The sequence below is a fragment of the Corynebacterium urealyticum DSM 7109 genome, assembly GCF_000069945.1.
GTDB lineage: Bacteria > Actinomycetota > Actinomycetes > Mycobacteriales > Mycobacteriaceae > Corynebacterium > Corynebacterium urealyticum.
Genome location: NC_010545.1, coordinates 560,990 through 581,122, shown reverse-complemented (window position 1 = coordinate 581,122; position 20,133 = coordinate 560,990). Strand labels below are relative to the sequence as shown.

Sequence of the window (20,133 nt, the reverse complement as noted above, 5' to 3'; positions counted from 1 at the left end):
CCTCAGAGTTCTGGGTTTTTATTGCCAAAGGCTCTCGGGCGGGACGCCCGCGATCGCAGCTCGCTAGTGGGGAACCACCGGGATCGCGCGTTGCCCCTCCAGCCCCGGCACCTCGCGCCAGTACTTTGGGTCAGAATCATCGCGGTTCAGCATCACCAGAGCCCGGCCATCCGTGGCGTACAACGCTTGTGGCGTGGACGCCACCGCCACCACCGGGGCCGCGATGTTGCGCGCAGACTCCTGCCGGGCCATCGACCCATCCACCGCCAGGTGCCACACCGGGGCGTCGTTGGCTCGGGTGCCAACCAGCAGGGTGCCATCGTGCTGCCAGCCCACGGAGACAGCGGTGTCTCCCAGCTGGTAGCCGATCTCCTCCAGTTCACCCAGGCGCACCCCGCCGCGCTCGCGGTCGTGCAGCACCGCGACGTACACCTTGCCGTCGATCAGCAGGGCGGCGCGCACGCCATCGCGGGAGACCCGGAACATGCTGATCCGGGCGTCCGGGCCCAGGCGTTCCACCGATTCGGCGTCCACGGGCTCCTCCACGAGGTTTCCGGTACGCCCAGAGTTCACAAAGCGCTTGATGTCCTGTCCATCGGCCACCGTGTACAGGGCGTGGGCGTCCCCGCTCCACGACGGGCGGGTCAGGGACTTCGCTTCCAGCACCTCCTGTGGTGCTCCCTCCGATTTGCCCACCAGCAGGCGGCGCGGACGGTCGCCCATCCCCGCGACCGCTGCAAACATGTTTTCCTGGTAGGAGACCGCTAGCGACTCGATGTAGTTCGACGCCAACCAGCCGCCCATCGGCACTGCGCCGACGTTGGACTCGCTGAGCTCGCGCACCTGGCCACCGGAGACCGCACGCAGCGTCGCCGCAGCGCTGGCACGCGGGTCAAACTCAGAGACGTCGTTGACCCGCCACGTCTCCCCGATCTCCTCGGAGAGCAGGGTGCCATCTGCAATCAGCCGGTACGGGCCGCGCACGTCCGCCCCCGCCAACGTCCACACGACCTGGGCTCCCAGCAGCCGGCGAGCTTCGGGGTTCAGCCCGGTCAGGCCGGTGAACTCCACCTCGAACTCGCCATCCTCGGTTCGCTGGGTACGCACCGTCGCCGTTGGTGGGACCAGCGAGTTCACCGCATCGCCCAGCAACGAGTTCGGCCCATTGTTCAGCAGCGAAACCAGCGAGGCCCCAGTGGACTGCTGGCGGGTGTACACCCACCGCCGGTCGGGCACCAGCATCGAACCACGCGGGTTAACGAAGTACAGGTCCCGGGCCTCATAGGCGGAGAAGAAGTCCGCGCGGTCCAGCACCACCGCATCTCGCAGGTTGGAAATCCGCCACTGGCCCCGCTCCTGCACCATCTCGTAGGTTGTTTCATACCCCGTGAACTCCGGGGTAAACACTCCCCCTGGGGAGAGCGTGCCCAGCACATTGCCGCGCACCCGGTAGGTGACCTTGCCGTCGCGCACCGCGCCATCGGAGTTGATGAAAACACGGTCCAACACCTTCGTCTTGCGTTCCGGGTGCCACTGGTCCGCCCGCTCGGCGGTGAGGAACTTCCGGGCCGCCGCGTAATCGCTGACCGGATGGGCACTCGCCGCAAAGAAGTCACGCAACAGCAGGTCGGAGGGCTGGTTGTCCTTCGGCTCGACGACGTCCTCCACGTCCGGGGCGGGCGAATAGGAACTAATCACCTCCGGGGCGGAATCCCCGGGCAACGTCGTGCATCCAGTGGCCACGAGAGTTCCGCTGGCCACCAGCGCGGTGCCGATCAGTTTGAGCTTCCTCACGATTCCTCCCCTTCCGGTCGCTGGGCGTCATCACCGCTGATCAGCCCCGGCGCGTGGTCCGTCGCCTGCTCACCAGGTTGATCCGCCGATGTTCCGAGAGCAGGAGCCTCGTTCGCCCCAGTGGCCTGGGTGTCGGAGTCTTCGGATTGCTCGGCCCGACGCACATCCTCCTGCGGCTCTTCGTGCGCTGGCTCGTCTGCGTCGTGTTCGATCGCCGCTGTCACGACCAGCGGCAGCGGCGAGGTCCCTACCGCTGAGCCCGCCTTACGCGGCACGGTCAGACGGAAGCAAGAGCCCACCCCGGGCTCGCCAATGGCGTCCAGCACACCGCCGTGCAGCTTGGCATCTTCCCTGGCGATCGCCAGGCCCAGGCCCGTGCCACCCGTGCGGCGTTCGCGGGATGGATCCGAGCGCCAGAAGCGGTTAAACACCATCTCTTCCTCGCCCGGGTTCAATCCCACCCCGTGGTCTGTGACGGTGATCGCCACATTGCGCTCCGTGGCTGCCAAGGCCACCTCCACCGGGTGTCCCTCAGAGTGGTCCACCGCGTTGGCCAGCAGGTTGCGCAGGATGCGCTCCACTCGACGAGAATCCACCTCGGCGGTGACTGGCTCCTCCGGCAGGTCAAGTCGGAACTCCACGCCCAGGTCCTCGGCAAGGCCGCGGACCTGCGCCAACGCGGAGTGGACGACACCGCGCATATCGATTTTCTCCGCCGAGAGGTTCGCCTGGCCCGCATCGTGGCGCGAAATCTCCAGCAGGTCGCCGAGCAGCATCTCGAACCGATCGAGCTCGTTGTCCATCAGCTCGGCCGCACGCGCGGTCATCGGGTCGAGGTTCTCTGCGTTGTCCTTGATGAGGTCTGCGGCCATGCGCACGGTCGTCAGTGGGGTGCGAAGCTCGTGGGAGACATCCGACGTGAACTGGCGCTGCAGGGACCCGAATTCCTCCAGGTTGCGGATCTGCGCGGACAGGGACTCGGCCATCTCGTTGAAGGAGATGGACAGGCGCGCGACCTCGTCTTGGCCTTCCACGACCATGCGCTCGCGCAGGTGGCCGGCTGCGAAGCGCTCGGCGATGCGGGAGGCGGAACGAACCGGGACGGTCAACTGCTGGGCGAAGACCCACGCGATGACGACTAGGAGAACCAGCAGCACGATCGCGCCGGCCAACAGGAGGCCGCGCATCAGGTTCAGGGTGGTTTCCTCCGCATCCAGCGGCAGCACGAGGTACAGCTCGATGCCGGAGACGTCGCTGGCCACGGGCGTGCCGATGACCAAGGCCTTAAAAGTCTGCGTGCCCTCAGTCATCGTCGTGTACTGGTAAGCGACCTGCCCTTGCTGCACGAAGTTGCGCAGCTTCGGCGGGATCACCGCCTCCTGCGGCACCCGGACTTCATCCCCCGCGGAGGAGCTCGCCATCAGCACCGGCTCGTAGACCGCGGAACTGGACTTCGCGGTGGACCCGGAGTCCGCCAGTACCGCCCGTGCGGCACTGAGCCGCACGGGCAGCGGGTTAGAGGTATCCGTGGCGGCGATCTGCTCCTCCACGGTCGCACGGGCCCGGTGGATCTCCTCGGTTGCCGAGGAGTACTTCGCATCCAACAGCTGTTGGTTCAAAAAGCCGATGAGCACGAAGCCCAGTGCCACGATGACCAGCACCGAGGAGAGGAACACCGAGCCAATCACACGCACCTGGATCGAGGTGCGCCACTTGAACAGCAGGCGGTACCACAGGCTTTTCGCCGTGGCGGCGGGGTGCCGCAGCGCGGAGCGCCACGTGGGCTTTTCCGGGCCCGACGCCGGCGCGGCGTCAAGCTCCAGCGAAGAATGCACCGCACCGGGGTCGGACGCACCGGGCGCTGCCGCACTGGACCCCGCCGCGGCAGCCTCTCCAGCCGCCTCTGCGGGCTGGGTGCCCTCCCCAGCGGACGCCGCCGCCAGGGTGCTCTCCCCCGGCTGCGCTATACGGTCCCCTCCCATACTTGGGGCCGAGCCGCCCCCGTCCGCGCGCACTGACGAGCCGGCCGGGCGGTGCGACTCGGTATCAGCCAGCGCATCGGGCTCGGCCGGGCCATTCGGCGGGACGGGGGTGGGCATCAGCTACTCGCCCGACTTATAGCCGATACCGCGGACGGTCAGCACCACCTGCGGATCATCTGGGTCGCGCTCCACCTTGGAGCGCAGGCGCTGAACGTGAACGTTCACCAGGCGGGTGTCGCCGGACTTGCGGTAACCCCAGACCTTCTCCAGCAGCTCCTCGCGACTGAACACCTGCCCCGGCCGGGAGGCCAGGGTGGTCAGCAGGTCGAACTCGATCGGGGTCAGGTTGATGACCTCCCCGCCCCGGGTGACCTCATGGCCAGCCGTGTCGATCTCTACCTCTCCCACGCGAATGGTGGTGGACTCATCGGCCTCCTCCGGGCTGCGACGCAGCCGAGCCCGCACGCGGGCGATGAGCTCCTTCGGCTTGAAAGGCTTGGTGATGTAGTCATCCGCGCCGGACTCCAGGCCGAGCACGACGTCCACTGTGTCCGTACGGGCGGTGAGCATCACGATCGGCACCGTGGAGAACTCGCGCACCGTGCGGCAGACGTCGATCCCGCTCATTCCGGGCAGCATGACGTCCAGCAGGATCAGGTCGGGATCATGCTCCTGGGCTGCGGTGACGGCGTCGTTGCCGTCGCCGACCACGACTGTGTCGAAACCTTCGGTCTGCAGCACGATGGTGAGCATCTCCGAGATCGCCGGATCGTCGTCGACCACCAGAATCTTGGGTGTCATGAGCGCAGTGCTTCCTTCACTTTTCTTGAGTTTAAAGTCTTTAGTTCTTTGTACTATGTCGGGCAGACACGCCCGTGGCGTTTAGTGCTCCAGCTCCCGGTATTCGCCCTCGATCCGGTCGGCGAGCTGACTGGCCCGCTCGGACACGCCTCCGGCCTCGGAGGCCACGACCTGCCACGGGCCCAGCCACTCGGCGGAAGCCAGGCTGTGGTAGGCCTCGAGGGTGCGCTGCTGCAGTCCGCCGTCGGACTCGTAGGCATCGCGGGTGCGGGCGGCGTCCTGCTGTTCCCGGGATTTCGCCCGCTCGCCGGCGACCTCCGCGCTGGCGTCCACCAGCACCTGCAGGTCCGGCACCGGGGAACCGAGGTCATCGACCTCCAGACTGCGAACCCACTCAACCACCGGGTGCTGGGCCGGTTCCAGAGGCTCAGCCCCGCCCGTCGCTTCCTCAGCCAGCCTGGCCGCGGAGTACGCCGCATTGGAGGCCACGAAGCGGTCCATCAGCACGATGTAGCCATCGGCGTCCAGGTCCTCGAGCTGCTCTGCGACCTCCGCACGGTCCAGGGCGAAGAGGGTGGCCATGCCGTGGATCGAGTCGATGAGATCCCCCATCTGGCCGGTCAGTGCCCGCTGTGCGAGCTGGGCGTGCACGGAGTCCTCGTAACGGGGGAAGCTCACCCGCGCGACGGGCAGCTCCCTGGCCAGCAGTTCGGCCTCCAGCGCGGTGACCAGGGTGTTCTTCCCTGCTCCGTCGATGCCCTCAAAAGCGATGATCATGGGTTCTTCTCGGTCTCTACTTTCCTACCGTTCCCCGCCCCAGCAACGGGCGGGGACGTGCCTTTAGTAGCGGTAGTGCTCCGGCTTGTACGGGCCCTCGACGTCCACGCCGATGTACTCCGCCTGTTCCTTGGTCAGCTTCGTGAGCTTGCCGCCGAGCGCCTCGACGTGGATGCGGGCGACCTTCTCGTCCAGGATCTTCGGCAGGCGGTAGACCTCGTTGCTGTACTGATCGGTGTTCTTGAACAGCTCGATCTGCGCGATGGTCTGGTCTGCGAAGGAGGTGGACATGACGAAGGACGGGTGGCCGGTGGCGTTACCCAGGTTCAGCAGGCGCCCCTCGGAGAGGACGATGATGCTGATCTGCTCGCCCTCGGCGTTCGGGAAGCTGAACTCGTCGACCTGCGGTTTGATGTTCACGCGGGTGACGTCGTCGCGGTGCAGGAGGCTGGCCATGTCGATCTCGTTGTCGAAGTGGCCGATGTTGCCCAGGACGGCGTGGTCCTTCATCTTCTGCATCTGCTCGAAGGTGATGATGCCCAGGTTGCCCGTCGCGGTGATGACGATGTCCGCCGCACCGATGGCGTCGTCGACGGTGACGACCGGGAAGCCGTCCATCAGCGCCTGCAGCGCGTTGATTGGGTCCGCCTCGGTGACGACGACGCGCGCGCCCTGGCCAGCGAAGGCCTCGGCGCAGCCCTTGCCGACGTCGCCGTAACCGCAGACCAGGACGGACTTGCCGCCGACGAGCATGTCGGTGGCGCGGTTGATGCCGTCCAGGAGGCTGTGGCGGGTGCCGTACTTGTTATCGAACTTGGACTTGGTGACCGCGTCGTTGACGTTCATCGCCGGGAACGGGAGGATGCCCTGCTCGGCGAAGTGGTACAGGCGGTGCACGCCGGTGGTGGTCTCCTCGGTGACACCCTTAATCTGGTCGGCGTTATTGGTCCAGAAGGTGTTATCGCGCTGGAAGACGCGGTTCAGCATGCCCAGGAACTCGCCGTATTCATCGGAGTCGCCCTCGCCCGGCTCCGGCACCAGGCCGGCCTGCTCGAACTCCTTGCCCTTGATGACGGCCATGGTGGCGTCGCCGCCGTCGTCCAGGATCATGTTCGGGTAAACGGCCTCACCGTTGGCGTCGGTGCCCCAGGTGAAGATCTGCTCGAGGCACCACCAGTACTCGGCCAGGGACTCGCCCTTCCAGGCGAAGACGGGCACGCCCGCAGGCTGCTCCGGGGTGCCGTCACCCACGACGATGGCCGCTGCGGCCTCGTCCTGCGTGGAGAAGATGTTGCAGGAAGCCCAGCGAACCTCCGCGCCCAGGGCGGTGAGGGTCTCGATAAGGACGGCGGTCTGGACCGTCATGTGGATGGAACCGGCGATGCGAGCGCCGGCCAGGGGCTGCTCGTCGGCGTACTCGCGGCGCAACTCCATCAGGCCCGGCATCTCGTGTTCCGCCAGGCGGATCTGGTGGCGGCCGGACTCAGCGAGACTGAGGTCGCGGATCTTGAATTCGAGGTCTCCGATGCTGTCTGGAGTCAGGGTTGCCATATTCGAATACTCTCCTTGGGGTGCCGAATGCTTTAACTTGCCCAAGTCTAGCCGTCTCGCCCGACACGGTGCCGCCCTGGGCACGGGTGAGGTGGGAAATAATCTCGCGTTGGGGGTGGCGTGAGCTGCCGAAATCAGATAGCGTAATGAAAACGTTATAAATGGTGTCGATCGGCCCCTGCACAAACACACTGCACGGTCACGCGACATAAACACGCAACCGAAGATGACGAAGGAGGATAGCGCCGTGACTAACACGGACGAGCCACGCTCTGGTTCCAAGGGCATCCTCAGCTTCGTCGCTGCCGGTTTGACCCTCGCTGTGGGTATCACCGCCTGGACCTGGAATTCCGCGGTGTCCAACACCGCGGCCGACCCGGACGAAATGAGCACCGCTGCGACGAGCCAGCTCGCTAGCGATCAGGCCTCCCGGTCCACCGCCACAAGCTCCAGCTCGAAGGCCACCCGTTCCACCTCCTCCCCCGCACCGGAGCAGGATGGGGGCAGCAACGGAGCTCCGGCAGATCCGACCGAGAAGATCGATGCGCTCGCCCGTGGCGGCAACCTCGCCCCGCTGGGTAATGACCCGCTGCTGCCGCCGGACACCTGGCGGGGCGGCTACCAGGCGCCTTCCCCGCAGCAGACGATCGTGGAGGACGCAGAGCCCACCGACTCGTCCGTACCGTCCCAGAACAGCCTTCCGAACCAATCGCAGATTCCGGACATCAAGCTCCCGCCCCTGCCCACCGAGTGGCCATCCACGCTGCCGGGCGTTCCTGGGAAGCCTCCGACTACCAACAATCCGAAGCCGTCCAATCCGACGACTCCGAAGCCAAGCGTGCCGGACGATAAGCCCACGAAGCCGGGCGGCGGCGAGGTCGACCCAGGCCAGCAGCCGGATCGTCCGAACGCAGGCTCGAGCGACAGTGGCCAGGGCGGTACGCCCGCCCCGTCCACGAAGCCGGGTAACGGCACCAAGGCCGACGGCGAGGGAGCAGAGAAGAAGGGCGACTCCCAGCCTGAGGTGGCCCCCACCCCCGATCCAAAGCCCCGCCCACAGCGCTAAAGCGCAGGAGCGGTTTCCTTCCCCGCTCCCTTCACGCGGGATCCTTTCGCGAGCGCGGTTTTAACTCTGCGCGGCTGAACAACACCGTCGCGGCGAGATTAGTCGAGCGCGGCGGCGTCGCCAACGGTCACGATAAAGGCGGTGGCGTCGAACTCAGACTCCCGGGCCCCCTCACCGCGAGCAGTAACGGACACGCGGCCGTCGGCGGCTCCCACCCACACGGCGGAACCGGAGGCGACGGGCAGCTCCTGCGTCGCTGACGTCACCGTTACTTCACCGCCAGCGGCCAGAACCACCGCGGGCTCCTCGATCACCATGCTGGCCCCCGGTCGCAGCGTGCGCACCCGGAAGTCCGCCACCGGGGTGCGGTACTCAGCCGTCGCCTGGTCGCCGTCAGCGAAAACCTCGCAGCGCGGCTCGGCAAGAGGCGAGGCGTCCAAGATATTGAGCAGCTCGGCGACATCCATGTGCTTGGCGGTCAGGCCGCCGCGCAGCACGTTATTGGAGTTCGCCATGACCTCCACGCCCATGCCCTTCAGGTAGGCGTGCAGCTGGCCGGCGGCAAGGAACACCGCCTCCCCGGGGCGCAGGGACACGCGATTGAGCAGCAGGGCGACCAGGATGCCCGGGTCGGAAGGGTAATCACGCTGCAGCTCCACCACCGTGCGGGCCGCCTCGCCCAAGATGCCCGGCTCCCCGCGCAGCGGTTCGCAGCGCTGAAGCAGGGCGGCGACGCGCCCCTCAGCATCGGCGGGCGAGAGGCTCAGCCACTCGCCCAGCACCTCGCGCAGGGCAGCCGACTCGGTGACCCGAGCCGCACTACCTTCCGCCCCCGGCAGGGTGGCCGCGAGCGCCTCGCACTGCGGGGCCAGCTCCGGCACGTCCAGTTCGCGCAGCAGCTCCACGGTCTGCGCCACTGGCCGGAAGCCAGCGAGCGCGTGGAACTCCGTCAGCGCGACGAGCAGCTCCGGTTTATGGTTCTTATCCTGGTAATTACGCGTCGGATCACCAGCCGGCAGCCCGGCGGCATTCTCCGCGGCGAACCCGGCCTCGGCCTGCGCCTTGGAGGGGTGCGCCTGGATGCTCAGCGCCTTATCGGCGGCCAGCAGCTTCACCAGGAAGGGCAGCTCAGCCAGGTCCGGTCCCAGCTGGCCCGCCGGGTCCTGGCTAATAGCCTCGGCCAGGTCGTGGGGCAGCCCCGATCCTGCACCGGAAGGGCCCGCAAGAATTTCGCTGGGACCGCCCGGGTGCGCGCCAAACCACGCTTCCGCCTCGCGTTCCGGGGTCGGCGAAGGGCGCCCCATGACTCCTGCAAGGAGTTCAGTGGAGCCCCACTCGAAAGAGTGGATGTTGCCCTTCAGTAGATACACTTTCCTCAGCCTTCAACGCTCGTCGACCGCTTACCGCTGCGGGGTCGGCCATTCAACTAGCCGGCTATTCTAGCCTCTCACCCGCCCGCCGGCGGTAATCCGCGGGGCGCGCCCGCGGCGTTTCCGCAGCTAGCCACGGATGTGACGCAGGGCCTCCTCGACGATCGCGTCCACTTCTTCCTGGGTCGCCGCCTCGGCGTTGAGGCGCAGCAGTGGCTCGGTGTTCGACGCGCGCACGTTGAACCACGCACCGCCGGTCAGCTCGACGGTCACGCCGTCCATGTCGTCGCTGCTCTCCGTGCGATCCGCGAAGGCCTCCACGACCGCCTTGGTGCTGGCGGCCTGATCCGCGACCTCGGAGTTGATCTCGCCGGAGGCGATGTAGCGCTCGTACTTGCCCTTCAGCTCGGAGAGCGGCTTATCCTGCGCCCCGAGGGTGGCCAGTACGTGCAGCGCAGCCAGCATGCCGGAGTCCGCGTTGAAGAAGTCCGAGAAGTAGTAGTGCGCGGAGTGCTCGCCGCCAAAGACCGCGCCCGTCTCGGCCATCTTCGCCTTGATGAAGGAGTGCCCCACGCGGGTGCGCACCGGGGTGCCGCCCAGCTCGGAGACGATCTCCGGGACGGACTTCGAGGTGATGAGGTTGTGGATGATCGTCGCGCCCGGATGCTGGCCCAGGTAGCGCTCAGCGATCATCGCGCAGACCGTGGACGGGCTGACCGCGTCACCGTTCTCGTCGACGATGAAGCAGCGATCAGCGTCGCCGTCGAAGGCGATGCCCAGGTCGCAGCCGTTATCGACGGTGAACTTCTGTAGGTCCACCAGGTTCTTCGGCTCCAGCGGATTGGCCTCGTGGTTCGGGAAGTTGCCGTCCAGTTCGAAGTAGAGGTCCTTCAGCTCCACCGGCAGCTTGCCGAACACGGCCGGGACGGTCAGCCCGCCCATGCCGTTACCGGCGTCCACCGCGACCTTCAGCGGGCGGATGTCCATCGGCACCAGGGAGAGCAGGTAGTCCGCGTAGCCGTCGAGAACATCCTTCTCGGAGGACGTCCCCGGCTCGCCGTCGTAGGACGGAACGCCAGCGACGAGCTCCTCCACGATGCGCTCGAGACCCGTGCCCTGGCCGACCGGCTTGGCACCGGCGCGGCAGAGCTTAATGCCGTTGTACTGGGCCGGGTTGTGGGAGGCGGTGAACATCGCACCCGGGCACTCCCCCACGCCCGCCGCGTAGTACAGCTCGTCGGTGCTCGTCAGGCCGAGGTTCACGGCGTCCAGCCCCTGGGCGGTCACGCCCTCGATGAAGGCGGCGGCCAAGCCCGGGGAGCTATCGCGCATGTCGTGGCCAACGACCACGCTCTTCGCGCCCTCGGCGCGCATGAGGCGGGCGAAGGAGGCTCCGACGTCGCGGACGAAGTCCTCGTTGATCTGGCCTTCCTGGTCGCCGACCACACCCCGGACGTCGTAGGCCTTGATGACGGCGTTCACGGCGTCGATATCGCGCTGGGCGGACTGCTGTGCCATATATTCTCCTGATTGCAATGCTGCCCAGCGCAGGCTGGGCGGTCGGGCGGGGTCGGCGTTGGTTCTGGGTCAGATTCTAGTCGTTTTCCTGCACCGCACGCAGGTGGCGGCGGGGGCGACTGCTCGGCAGGTTGCCGCGGGCCGGGTGGTGGCCGGTGGGCAGCGGGATCTCCTCGCGGCGCACGAGGCGCGGGCCCGGGTCGTTCGGCAGCTCGCCGGACTCCTCATAGGCCTGCTGCACCGCCTCGGCGAGGGCGAGGAGCTCCTCCTCATCAGCCTCGTCGTCCGCCGCGTGGCCGTCAGCCGCCCCGACGGCGCTCGCGCCGCCAAGTGCCGGTGGCAAGGTTGCGTCCTCAGTCTTACGGACGAGGCGCCACCCCTGCGGGACGGACGTGCGTTCCACGTGGTCCTCGCACAGATCCCAGCGGTGGGGATTGCCGGCCGGCTGCAGCGGTCCGATGATGGCGATCTGATCCGCGTAATTAAACTCCAACGTCGCCGCGGCCGGGCGCTGGCAGCCGGGGCGGGAGCAATTTCGGTGTACAGTCACGCGGAACATCTTAGCCAGATTCACCAGCTTGTACATCTGCCCGCGCGCCGCGGGGCGCAAGCCCACCGACCGCGTAGGCTCAATACTCATGAGCCACATCCGCAGAGTGAGGAACGACTCCCGGGGGCGCGGCCCGCGCGGCATTTTGCTGCCGGATCTGCCGCGCTACCGGACCCGCTCTGAGGACTTCGATCAGGCGGTGCTGGATGCCTACGAGCGGATACTCGATCGCTTCGACGATCAGCTCGCCTCCCTGGACCTGGCGGTGGACCTGGTCCCCCGCATGCGCCTGCAGCACGGCTACACGCAGTGGCCCTCGGATGTTGTCGCCGACGGCAAGGTGCCACTGGGTCGGCTGATCCCCGCGGGCGTGGATTCCAGCGGCTCCCCCACCCGTCCCCGGCTGATCGTGTTTCGCCGCCCCGTGGAGATGCGGGCGCGCAGCAAGGAGGAGCGGGCGGACATGCTCCGCTATATCGTGACCCGGTTGGTCGCGCATTATTTGAACGTCGGCCCGGAGACCATCGACCCACGCTTCGACTGGGATCGCTAGTCGGCCACTGCGCGGAAGCTCTTGGTAGCTGCCTAAAGAAAAGAAAAACTCACGCGGTCCCGTTCAGGTCGCGTGAGGTCACACGTGCGATGCAGCCATGGCGGCCGTGCGTGTAGTCCTGGGGTTAGCCGAGGCGCTTCTTCAGCTTGCGTCGCTCGCGCTCGGAGAGGCCGCCCCAGATGCCGAAGCGCTCGTCATTAGCGAGGGCGTACTCGAGGCACTCATCTCGCACGCCGCAGGCCATGCAGATCCGCTTAGCCTCGCGGGTGGAGCCACCCTTCTCCGGAAAGAAGGCCTCCGGGTCCGTCTGGGCGCACAGCGCCTGCTCTTGCCAGTCCTGCTCCACGGCGTCGAAGAGCTTGTCGAAGTCTTGCGTAAGGTCGAAGAGGTTGTGCTGGCGGGCACCGGTGTCCACTCGAGCCTCCCTTTCCATTGCCGCTGACCCCTGCTGCGGCGGGGTGGGATAGGCCGAGCTCGCTGGCTTATCCACGGCAATTCTCCTTACTGGTCCCCACTCCCGGTGCTGTAAAGGTATCGCCTGAGGTGAAAGTCAAGCGCCTCACCGGGTGTGTTGTTATTGCAGCTATATCGAAGATTACACACGTGTAGTTACGTCGCGTCAAACTTTCTGAAAAACCCGCCCGCCCCAAAAGCCACAGCTGTCACAGGGGCCACTATATCGTCCGCAGCAGACAGCTAGAACAGGCGTTCGAAGGTAACGAGATATCCCGCACGCCCCCACTGGAACCACTACATATAGGCCTACAATCAGTGGAACTTACGCTCTGCGCACAAGATATTGGAAATTCGAAGAAATTTTATTTCCACCCCCGAAAGTCCCGCCGCAGGGCCAGCATGACGCCTCACCGGTGTCGCCGGTGGGCTCTACCGGCCCCGCCCCTAGCGCGACCAGGCCGCGCTAGACGTCACTGCTGAAGCGGATTCCACCGTCCGGGATCGCAACGCCCGGCCACACGCGCGCGCCGGACTCCAGCTCACAGCGGGCACCGATCACGGCCCCCTCGCCGATCACGCAGTCCTCGAGGTGCGCCCGCGCCCCAATGCGCGCGCCTTCCGCGATGACGCAGCGCTCCACCGTGGCCCCAGCCTCGATCTGCACGCCGTCGAAAACGACCGAGGACTCCACGCGAGCACCACCGGAGATCTCCGCACCACGGCCGATCACCGAACCACCGTAAACCAGCGCACCGCTGGACACCGCAGCGGACTCGTCGACCAGCGCCTCGCCGTGACGCCCTTCCAACAACGGGGAGGGAGCAATCCCGCGCACCAGGTCGGAGGAACCGCGCACGAAGTCCCCCGGGGTGCCCAGGTCGCGCCAGTACGCCTGATCCACGTGCCCGAACACGCGCGCCCCGCGGTTCAGCAGCTCCGGGAAGACCTCCCGTTCCACGGACACCGCACGTCCCTGTGGGATGGACTCGATGACGTCCCTATTAAAGACGTAGCTGCCCGCGTTGATCTGGTCCGTCGGCGGATCCTCCGTCTTCTCCAGGAAGGCCTCGACACGACCGGACTCGTCCGTCGGCACACAGCCGAAGGCACGCGGATCGGCCACGCGCAGCAGGTGCAGGGTGACCTCCGCGTCCTGTTCCACGTGGGTGCGCAGGATCGCGCCGAGGTCCGTGCCGCCCAGCACGTCGCCGTTGAAGATCATCGCGCGGTCGTGGCGCAGCTTGCTCGCGACGTTGCGGATGCCGCCGCCGGTGCCCAGCGGCTCGTCCTCGACGACGTACTCGATCTCCAGGCCCATCTCGGAGCCATCGCCGAAGTACTGCTCGAAGACCTCTGCCTTGAAGCTGGTGCCCAGCACCACGTGGGTCATCCCCGCAGCCTTGATGCGGGCCAGCAGGTGCTGCAGGAACGGGGCTCCCGCCACCGGAAGCATCGGCTTCGGGATGCTGTTGGTGAGGGGGCGCAACCGGGTTCCCTTCCCTCCGACGAGGATCACCGCGTCAGTCTGCTCCGCCAGAGCTCGGGTATCAAGGCTGTCCTGAGGCACCTGTGCCATCGCTTACTCCCTCATATTCGGCAACTGCTGTAGACAGTCAAAAACTATTCGCTTCACCCCGGATGAGCAGCTCCCATGCACCATGCTGGGGCCGACTGATCGTGGGGTTGGTGTCCCTAGGGACGTTAGCGCCCCAGCGAGCGATAATCCCGCCTCCACGCCGGAGGCCGAGACACTGGGACAAATTTCCCCTCCACTCTCCGGGACCGGGCAGAAGGCCCCGCGGCGATAATGGGCAGCGCCGGGGCATGGCGCATCTCGACGCGGACGCTTACGGTGCTAACCCTTGCGTTTCCGCTCGGCGAGCCACACCGACACCTTGGCGCGCACCGTAAGCCCGACCTTGAGCAGCAATCGGATTGGCGCATTCTTCGCACCGGGCAGGCGGTCGGCCTGGAAGCGGTACGCGGACTCGTGGTGGGCGGGCAGCATCTTCTCCGGGTGCTCACCTGCAGCGTGCCCCTTGGCGTGGCTGATCTCCGCGGTGGGAGTAAAGATGTTCTGCCAGCCCGCCCGGCCCAGGCGATCGCCCAGATCCACGTCCTCCATGTACATGAAGTAGCGCTCATCGAAACCGCCGACCGACTCGAAGGCCTTCCACCGCAGCAGCAGGCAGGAGCCAGAGAGCCAGCCCGCCTCGCGCTCGCGGTCCAGGTCATCGTCGTGGCGATACTGCTTCGTCCATGGGTTGGACGGCCACACCCCGCCCAGCAGGGCGTGTCCGATACCGGCCCCCAGGCGCGGGACGCTGCGCGCACTCGGGTAGGCGGAACCGTCGGCTTCGCGGATCAGAGGGCCGATCGCCCCTGCGCGCGGGTGGCGACGGGCGCACTCGAGCATCGCGTCGATGGACCCCGGGGTAAAGACGACATCCGGGTTAGAGATGATGAGGAACTCGTCGTCGATCTCGCCCGCGTCGCGCAGGTCGCGGAGGTTACGGGCGCCGAGGTTCATCGCAGAGCCATAGCCGATATTGCCACCCGAATAGCGCAGCTCCAGGCCCAGTTCTTTCTCGTTTCCGGCCGCGTCCGGTGCTGCGTCCTTGGATTCAGCCCCGGGTCCGCTGATACGTCCGCCACGGTCAGCGACGGCAGCCTCCGGCGCGCCGTCTGTCGAACCGTTGTCGACCATGACGACGTGCGCCCCCTGCACGGCGGCAGCGGGGATGGAGTCCAGGAACTTTGTGAGGTACTCGCCGGGCGAGTACGTCACCGTAATAATCGCTATGGGTGCCACGGGGGGAACGTTACCCCAGAGCCGCCCGCAGTCCGTCCTGCCACGCTGGCAGCGGGGAAAGCCCGGCCGCTTCCCAGCAGCTTGTGTCCAGGTACACCCCAACCGGCCGGCGCGCCGGGGTGGGGTACTCCGCGGTGGGGATTCGGCTCACGCGGGCCGGGTCGTGGCCGGTGGCGTCGAAGATTGCGGCCGCGAAGCCCGCCCAGGTCGTAACCTCACCGCTGCCGGTGGCGTGCAGCAGTCGCGGCAGCTCCGGCGTGCGCGCGTCATCCCCGCTCCCGCCCGACGAGGGCACGCTCGTCTGCGTATGCTCCCCGGCCCGACGCTGGCGCCACAGCGTGACTGCCAGCTCGACGAGCCCCGCGGCGAGGTGCCCGGTGAAGGTCGGTCGGCCCCACTGGTCGTCCACTACCTTGGGATCCACACCACGTTCAGCCAGCCCCGCCATCGTGTCCAGGAAGTCCCGGCCGGGGCCGGTGGGGCCGCTGAATACCCAGGCCGTGCGCACCACGGTCCCGCCGGCATCCAGCACCGCACGCTCCCCCGCCAGCTTCGTTCGGCCGTATTCATTCACCGGTGCCGGGGAATCCTCCGGGGACGCCGCCCGCGGCTGACCCGCCTCCCCGCTGAAGACGTAGTCGGTGGAGACGTGAATGAAACCGGCCCCCTGCGCGGCAGCCACTTGTGCGAGCATGCCCGGCGCGGTCGCGTTCACCCGCTCGACCGCGGCCGCGTTGGCGGGGTCCTCCGCAGCGTCGACCGCCGTCCAGGCAGCGGCGTTAATAACCACAACGTCGCGGCCACCCGCCTGCTCGATGGCTGCCCGCAGGGCGGTGGCGCACTCCTCATCGCTGGCGGTCAGGTCCAGCTCGGCGCGGCCGAGCGCCACCACCGGGGCGGCGTGGTCTGCCAGCCCGGCCACAAGCGCTGTGCCCAGCTGGCCCCCGGCACCCAGCACGACGATGCCGGGCACCACGCCACCGGTTGTTCCCGTTCCCGCAGCGAGGCTCTCGTACATCCGGTCAGCCTCACGGCCGGCGCCGGTGCTGCGGGCAGCGTCGCCGTGAGCGCCCAACGGGCGCTCGGGGTTGGTCGGGAAATCTTGTGACTGTGGCATGGCGTCCAGATTACTAAGGCCCCACAGCCCAACGGGGGAAGCAGAGCGCTCCCGGGCGGTCGCTGTACCCACCGTGGAGGTGGTGGGCTTGGCAAGGGAAAAGTCCTATAATTATCGGAGTTTTGTGTGCCACGAGGCCGCCCGCGCCCCAGCGGATCTGCCAACCGGGAATGAGAAGAAAACCCTATGACTATGCCCCCCAACGCTGGCGACCAGCAGCCCCGCGCCTACCGCTCGCGGACTGATCGCGCAGGCAGGGTGGATTCGGAGCCTGCCACGCCGCGGCGCTCCTCCCGCCAAATCATGCCCGCCCCCGGGGATACTGCCACCCGCCAGATCGGCTCAAAGCCGGTGCGCATGGTGCTCGCCGCGGTCTCAGCGTTGGTGCTGGTGCTCGGCGCGGTTGGGTATAAGGCGATCGGCCAGCTCGACGGGCGGCTCGCCCAGACCGGCGAGCTCGCCCTCGGCGATAACCAGGACGGCGCAACCGACATCCTCCTGGTCGGCATCGACTCCCGCACGGATGCCCAGGGCAACCCCCTGAGCCAAAAGGAGATCGACATGCTCAACGCGGGCGAGGAGGAGGTCACCAACACGGACACGATCATCCTCATCCGCGTGCCCAACGACGGTTCCGGGGCAACTGCCGTCTCCCTGCCGCGCGACACGTACGTCGCCACCCCGAACGGCAACATGAAGCTCAACGGCGTCTACGGCACCGCGAAGTTCGAGGAAGAACAGAAGATCGCCGAGCGCCGCACCGAGCCGGCGGATGCTGAGCAGGAGAAGAGCGACGAGGAAGCCTCCAAGCAGGCCGGCCGCCAGGCGCTGATCCACTCCGTCGCCGACCTGACGGGTATCACCGTGGACCACTACGCAGAGATCGGCCTGCTCGGCTTCGTCCTGCTCACCGACGCGGTCGGCGGCGTGGACGTCTGCCTCAAAGAAGAGGTTAAGGAGCCGCTCTCCGGCGCGAACTTCCCGAAGGGCCGCTACACGCTCAAGGGTCCCCAGGCACTGAGCTTCGTCCGCCAGCGCCACGGCCTGCCCCGAGGCGACCTGGACCGCATCACCCGCCAGCAGGCCTACATGGCCTCCCTGGTCAACAAGGTGCTCTCCTCCAAGACCCTGACCGACCCTACCGCACTGAACCGCATCAACGACGCCGTGGAACGCTCCGTGGTCCTGGACCAGGGTTGGGACGTCATGTCCCTGGCCACCCAGATGCAGGACCTGGCCGGCGGCAACGTGAAGTTCCAGACCATCCCCGTGACCTCCATCGACGGGGTCGGCGACATGGGCGAATCCATCGTCACCGTCGACGTCGATCAGGTCCACGAGTTCTTCAACGAACTGCTCGGCGAGGATGCCCCGGCGGACGGCGGCGATGAGGCCGCCAAGGATAAGGACAAGGACGGCCCGATCGAGGACTACGACGCGAAGGACTACCGCGTGAACGTCTTCAACGCCTCCAATATCCCGGGGATCGCCGCGAACGTCTCCGAGCTGACCCGAAACTACGGCTACCAGGAGGGCGAGGTCGGTGACTCCGAGGAGACCGGCGTCTCGGAGTCCCAGGTCAACGCGAAGGATAAGAACGACCCAGCCGCCCGTGGGCTGGCCAAGCAGCTCGGTGGCCTGGAGATCGTCGAGGATCCATCCCTAGGTGACAAGGAACTCTCCGTCACCCTGGCGGGCACCTACTCCGGCCCGGGCTCCGTCCCTGGCACCGCACCGCTGGTCGAGCCGAATGACCCGAATGCAGGCACGCTGACCGAGGGCATGCGCGACCTTGACGGCGACGGGATCCCGGACGAGGGCACCGACTCCGGCGACAGCGGCGACACCGTTGGTCAGACGGGCAGCATCGGTGGCGACGGCAACCCGCTGGAGAACACCGAGGATCCGAAGGCCGAGTCTCCGGTCAAGGAGATCGACGCGGGCGGCGACGGCCCAATGTGCGTGAACTAGGCGCACCCGGGCGGGTGAACATAGCCGCTCACAGCATGAAAGCCTGGCCCACTGGGCCGGGCTTTCATTGCGTTTGGGGGCACCGCACCCCGAGCTGTGGCACCGCACCAGGATTCGCGCTGGCCTCGCCACGCCCCGCGTGTGGGGACCTCTAGGATGGGGCGCATGGATGCTCTCTCTGCCCTTTTGACTGATCCCGCCGCGCCGCGGCTGACCACCTACACCGATGCCGGCCGCATGGAGCTTTCGGGCCAGACGCTGCAGAACTGGCAGGCCAAGGTGGCCAATCTCCTGCTGGGTCTGGGCGCGGGACCTGGTTCGGTGATCATCTGCGACGCCGAGCCCGGGTGGCAGCCGGTGACGATCGCGGTGGGCGCGTGGCTGATCGGCGCGACCGTCGTGGACGCCCGCGGTCCCCTCCCCGATTCTGTTTCCGACGCCGCCGGCCCGCCTGTCGCCGCGTTCACGGACTCGGTCAAGCTGGCCGAGCGGCTCGCCGACGAGGGGCTCGCTGGGCTGGATGTGGCCGGGCTGGGCGACCTCGGTGAACTGGGCGAGCCGGTCGAGGAGGTCTTTGTCCTCTCCACCGACCCCTTTGGTCGGGGTGTCACGGAGTCCGGCGGCGAGTTGCCCTTCGGCCTGAATGATTTCTCCCCCGAGCTGCGTGTCCAGCCCGATGCTTTTCTGGGCTCGGCCGCCGTGGCCGATGCGGGCAGGGTGCTGGCTGCCAGCAGTGGCGAGCAGCTCAGCGAGGGCCAGTGGCTGGGCGCCGGGAAAGACGGCGACGGTCACGCGGACGGCGAGCGCCTGATCTTCGGCCCCTGGGACAACGTGCTCCAGCTGGCGCAGACCCTGCGGCCGTGGGCTGCGGGCGGGGCCGTCGTCATGAGCACGGATGCTGCCCCGGAGCGGCTCGCGGAACTTGGGGAGGCGGAAAACGCCCTCCTCGCTCACTGACGGCGACGGGTACGCGAAAAACTTTGAAGCCCTGACATGCGAAAAGCGCGCGGCCGACGCCGCGCGCGAGTACCCCCGGGTTGTGCTCGCCTAGCGCACGTCAGCGCGCCAGTTGCGGTAGAAGCCCAGGGCCAGCAGGACCACGACCCACACAGCCAACACAGTGAGGTAGAACGCCGGGGTGTGTTCCCCCTCCATCAGGACGCCATCGGCCTGGAAGGTGTAGTACCGCTGGATCTCGGTGATGGTGCCTGCGGGCATGACCTCGGAAATCTTCTGGAGGATGTCGAACTTCTCGCCCCCGAGGGAAATCAGTGGCTCCACGACGAGCATCCAGACCAGCGGCACGCCGATGCCCGCGACGCGGGAGCGCAAGAGGCTGGCGGTTCCCATCGCGAGCAGGGTGAACGCGGCCCCGCCGATCAGCAGCGACCACACGGTGTTATTCTGCTCGCCCACGAATGTCGCTCCCGGCCAGATCACAATCATCAGCACGGTCAGGGCCATCGCCAGCGCAAGCGTGAACACCACGAAGGCGCTCGCGACGAGGCCGTTGGCGGCCAGCCAGTACCACCGGGACCGCTGTGTGAGGAAAGCCTGGGCATGCATTTTCGTGTTGATCTCACCTGCCGTGGTGGACGCACCAAAAACGATGCAGATCATCAGGGCGATCATGCCGCCGGTGCCTACGTCCGAGAAGTCCGCAGTGAGGTTCTTCTCCGACAGGAGGAGGTAGAGAAACATCGGCCCGCCGAGGGATCCGCCCAGCAGGATGAAGTAGATCCACGTGCTGCGCAGGGTGAGGAGTTTGGTTGTTTCGGATTTCACTGAGCTGAGGAAGCTGCTCATGGGGTGCGC

The 20,133-nt window shown here is 67.1% G+C and carries 17 protein-coding genes; 4 read left to right on the top strand and 13 right to left on the bottom strand.

The genetic code is table 11. The features are described 5' to 3' along the window. Positions 1-63: 63 nt before the first annotated feature. From lpqB to ahcY, 5 genes are all read right to left on the bottom strand, one after another. Positions 64-1,794, bottom strand: a complete 1,731-nt coding sequence (gene lpqB / locus CU_RS02405) for an MtrAB system accessory lipoprotein LpqB (protein ID WP_012359735.1) — start codon at positions 1,792-1,794, stop codon at positions 64-66. Then, a complete protein-coding gene (mtrB, locus tag CU_RS02400) occupies positions 1,791-3,893 on the bottom strand; it encodes an MtrAB system histidine kinase MtrB (protein ID WP_012359734.1) in 2,103 nt (700 codons plus the stop codon). The genes lpqB and mtrB overlap by 4 nt, the downstream gene beginning before the upstream one ends. 3 nt (positions 3,894-3,896) lie before the next feature. Next, on the bottom strand, positions 3,897-4,577 hold the full coding sequence (mtrA, locus tag CU_RS02395) for an MtrAB system response regulator MtrA (protein WP_012359733.1): 681 nt from the start codon (positions 4,575-4,577) through the stop codon (positions 3,897-3,899). 81 nt (positions 4,578-4,658) lie between these two features. Continuing rightward, positions 4,659-5,354: a dTMP kinase gene (locus tag CU_RS02390; RefSeq protein ID WP_012359732.1), complete on the bottom strand. Its 696-nt coding sequence runs from the start codon at positions 5,352-5,354 to the stop codon at positions 4,659-4,661. Positions 5,355-5,417: 63 nt separating this feature from the next. Further along, positions 5,418-6,905 (bottom strand): adenosylhomocysteinase, encoded by a 1,488-nt coding sequence (gene ahcY, locus CU_RS02385; RefSeq protein ID WP_012359731.1) that lies wholly within the window; start codon positions 6,903-6,905, stop codon positions 5,418-5,420. Positions 6,906-7,152: 247 nt separating this feature from the next. On the opposite strand from ahcY, the gene CU_RS02380 reads away from it, so the two are divergent. Continuing rightward, positions 7,153-7,971, top strand: a complete 819-nt coding sequence (locus CU_RS02380) for a hypothetical protein (RefSeq protein WP_148264191.1) — start codon at positions 7,153-7,155, stop codon at positions 7,969-7,971. Positions 7,972-8,069: 98 nt separating this feature from the next. On the opposite strand, the gene manA is transcribed toward CU_RS02380, so the two are convergent. The 3 genes from manA to CU_RS02365 all read right to left on the bottom strand — a co-directional run bounded on the left by manA (position 8,070) and on the right by CU_RS02365 (position 11,499). After that, positions 8,070-9,341 carry a mannose-6-phosphate isomerase, class I gene (gene manA, locus CU_RS02375; protein ID WP_012359729.1) on the bottom strand — a complete coding sequence of 424 codons (1,272 nt, stop codon included), beginning with the start codon at positions 9,339-9,341 and terminating at the stop codon, positions 8,070-8,072. A 129-nt stretch (positions 9,342-9,470) separates the two neighbouring features. Further along, entirely contained in the window at positions 9,471-10,859 is a 1,389-nt protein-coding gene (locus tag CU_RS02370; RefSeq protein WP_012359728.1) for a phosphomannomutase/phosphoglucomutase, read from the bottom strand. 76 nt (positions 10,860-10,935) lie between these two features. Continuing rightward, positions 10,936-11,499: a DUF3499 family protein gene (locus tag CU_RS02365; RefSeq protein ID WP_231837726.1), complete on the bottom strand. Its 564-nt coding sequence runs from the start codon at positions 11,497-11,499 to the stop codon at positions 10,936-10,938. Between CU_RS02365 and CU_RS02360 the strand changes: the two genes are divergently transcribed. Next, a complete protein-coding gene (locus CU_RS02360; protein ID WP_012359727.1) occupies positions 11,498-11,962 on the top strand; it encodes a metallopeptidase family protein in 465 nt (154 codons plus the stop codon). The genes CU_RS02365 and CU_RS02360 overlap by 2 nt on opposite strands. Positions 11,963-12,086: 124 nt before the next feature. Here the strand turns inward: CU_RS02360 and CU_RS02355 are convergent, their stop codons facing one another. The 4 genes from CU_RS02355 to CU_RS02340 form a co-directional block, all read right to left on the bottom strand. Next, complete coding sequence (locus tag CU_RS02355; protein WP_012359725.1) at positions 12,087-12,395, bottom strand: WhiB family transcriptional regulator; 309 nt, start codon at positions 12,393-12,395, stop codon at positions 12,087-12,089. Positions 12,396-12,881: 486 nt separating this feature from the next. Continuing rightward, the gene (gene manB / locus CU_RS02350; protein ID WP_012359724.1) at positions 12,882-13,994 is read right to left on the bottom strand and encodes a mannose-1-phosphate guanylyltransferase; all 1,113 of its coding nucleotides are present in this window, start codon (positions 13,992-13,994) and stop codon (positions 12,882-12,884) included. A gap of 279 nt (positions 13,995-14,273) precedes the next feature. Continuing rightward, positions 14,274-15,230, bottom strand: coding sequence for a glycosyltransferase family 2 protein (locus CU_RS02345; protein WP_012359723.1), 957 nt, complete (start codon positions 15,228-15,230; stop codon positions 14,274-14,276). 10 nt (positions 15,231-15,240) lie between these two features. Further along, complete coding sequence (locus CU_RS02340; RefSeq protein ID WP_231837725.1) at positions 15,241-16,347, bottom strand: SDR family oxidoreductase; 1,107 nt, start codon at positions 16,345-16,347, stop codon at positions 15,241-15,243. Between the two features lie 186 nt (positions 16,348-16,533). Here CU_RS02340 and CU_RS02335 point away from each other — a divergent pair, with 186 nt between their 5' ends. Next, positions 16,534-18,318 carry an LCP family protein gene (locus tag CU_RS02335; protein WP_012359721.1) on the top strand — a complete coding sequence of 595 codons (1,785 nt, stop codon included), beginning with the start codon at positions 16,534-16,536 and terminating at the stop codon, positions 18,316-18,318. A 165-nt stretch (positions 18,319-18,483) separates the two neighbouring features. Beyond that, positions 18,484-19,275: a TIGR03089 family protein gene (locus tag CU_RS02330; RefSeq protein ID WP_041628460.1), complete on the top strand. Its 792-nt coding sequence runs from the start codon at positions 18,484-18,486 to the stop codon at positions 19,273-19,275. A 90-nt stretch (positions 19,276-19,365) separates the two neighbouring features. Here CU_RS02330 and CU_RS02325 read toward each other — a convergent pair whose 3' ends face one another. Continuing rightward, the gene (locus CU_RS02325; RefSeq protein WP_012359719.1) at positions 19,366-20,124 is read right to left on the bottom strand and encodes an ABC transporter permease; all 759 of its coding nucleotides are present in this window, start codon (positions 20,122-20,124) and stop codon (positions 19,366-19,368) included. Positions 20,125-20,133 lie beyond the last annotated feature (9 nt).

Bases quoted from the DNA above. Each gene is read 5' to 3' on its own strand.
- ahcY (WP_012359731.1), bottom strand. From the start codon at position 6,905: ATGGCAACCCTGACTCCAGACAGCATCGGAGACCTCGAATTCAAGATC.
- mtrB (WP_012359734.1), bottom strand. From the start codon at position 3,893: ATGCCCACCCCCGTCCCGCCGAATGGCCCGGCCGAGCCCGATGCGCTG.
- CU_RS02340 (WP_231837725.1), bottom strand. From the start codon at position 16,347: ATGCCACAGTCACAAGATTTCCCGACCAACCCCGAGCGCCCGTTGGGC.
- CU_RS02330 (WP_041628460.1), top strand. From the start codon at position 18,484: ATGGATGCTCTCTCTGCCCTTTTGACTGATCCCGCCGCGCCGCGGCTG.
- CU_RS02325 (WP_012359719.1), bottom strand. From the start codon at position 20,124: ATGAGCAGCTTCCTCAGCTCAGTGAAATCCGAAACAACCAAACTCCTC.
- CU_RS02365 (WP_231837726.1), bottom strand. From the start codon at position 11,499: ATGAGTATTGAGCCTACGCGGTCGGTGGGCTTGCGCCCCGCGGCGCGC.
- manB (WP_012359724.1), bottom strand. From the start codon at position 13,994: ATGGCACAGGTGCCTCAGGACAGCCTTGATACCCGAGCTCTGGCGGAG.
- CU_RS02335 (WP_012359721.1), top strand. From the start codon at position 16,534: ATGACTATGCCCCCCAACGCTGGCGACCAGCAGCCCCGCGCCTACCGC.
- CU_RS02370 (WP_012359728.1), bottom strand. From the start codon at position 10,859: ATGGCACAGCAGTCCGCCCAGCGCGATATCGACGCCGTGAACGCCGTC.
- CU_RS02355 (WP_012359725.1), bottom strand. From the start codon at position 12,395: ATGGAAAGGGAGGCTCGAGTGGACACCGGTGCCCGCCAGCACAACCTC.
- CU_RS02390 (WP_012359732.1), bottom strand. From the start codon at position 5,354: ATGATCATCGCTTTTGAGGGCATCGACGGAGCAGGGAAGAACACCCTG.
- CU_RS02360 (WP_012359727.1), top strand. From the start codon at position 11,498: ATGAGCCACATCCGCAGAGTGAGGAACGACTCCCGGGGGCGCGGCCCG.
- mtrA (WP_012359733.1), bottom strand. From the start codon at position 4,577: ATGACACCCAAGATTCTGGTGGTCGACGACGATCCGGCGATCTCGGAG.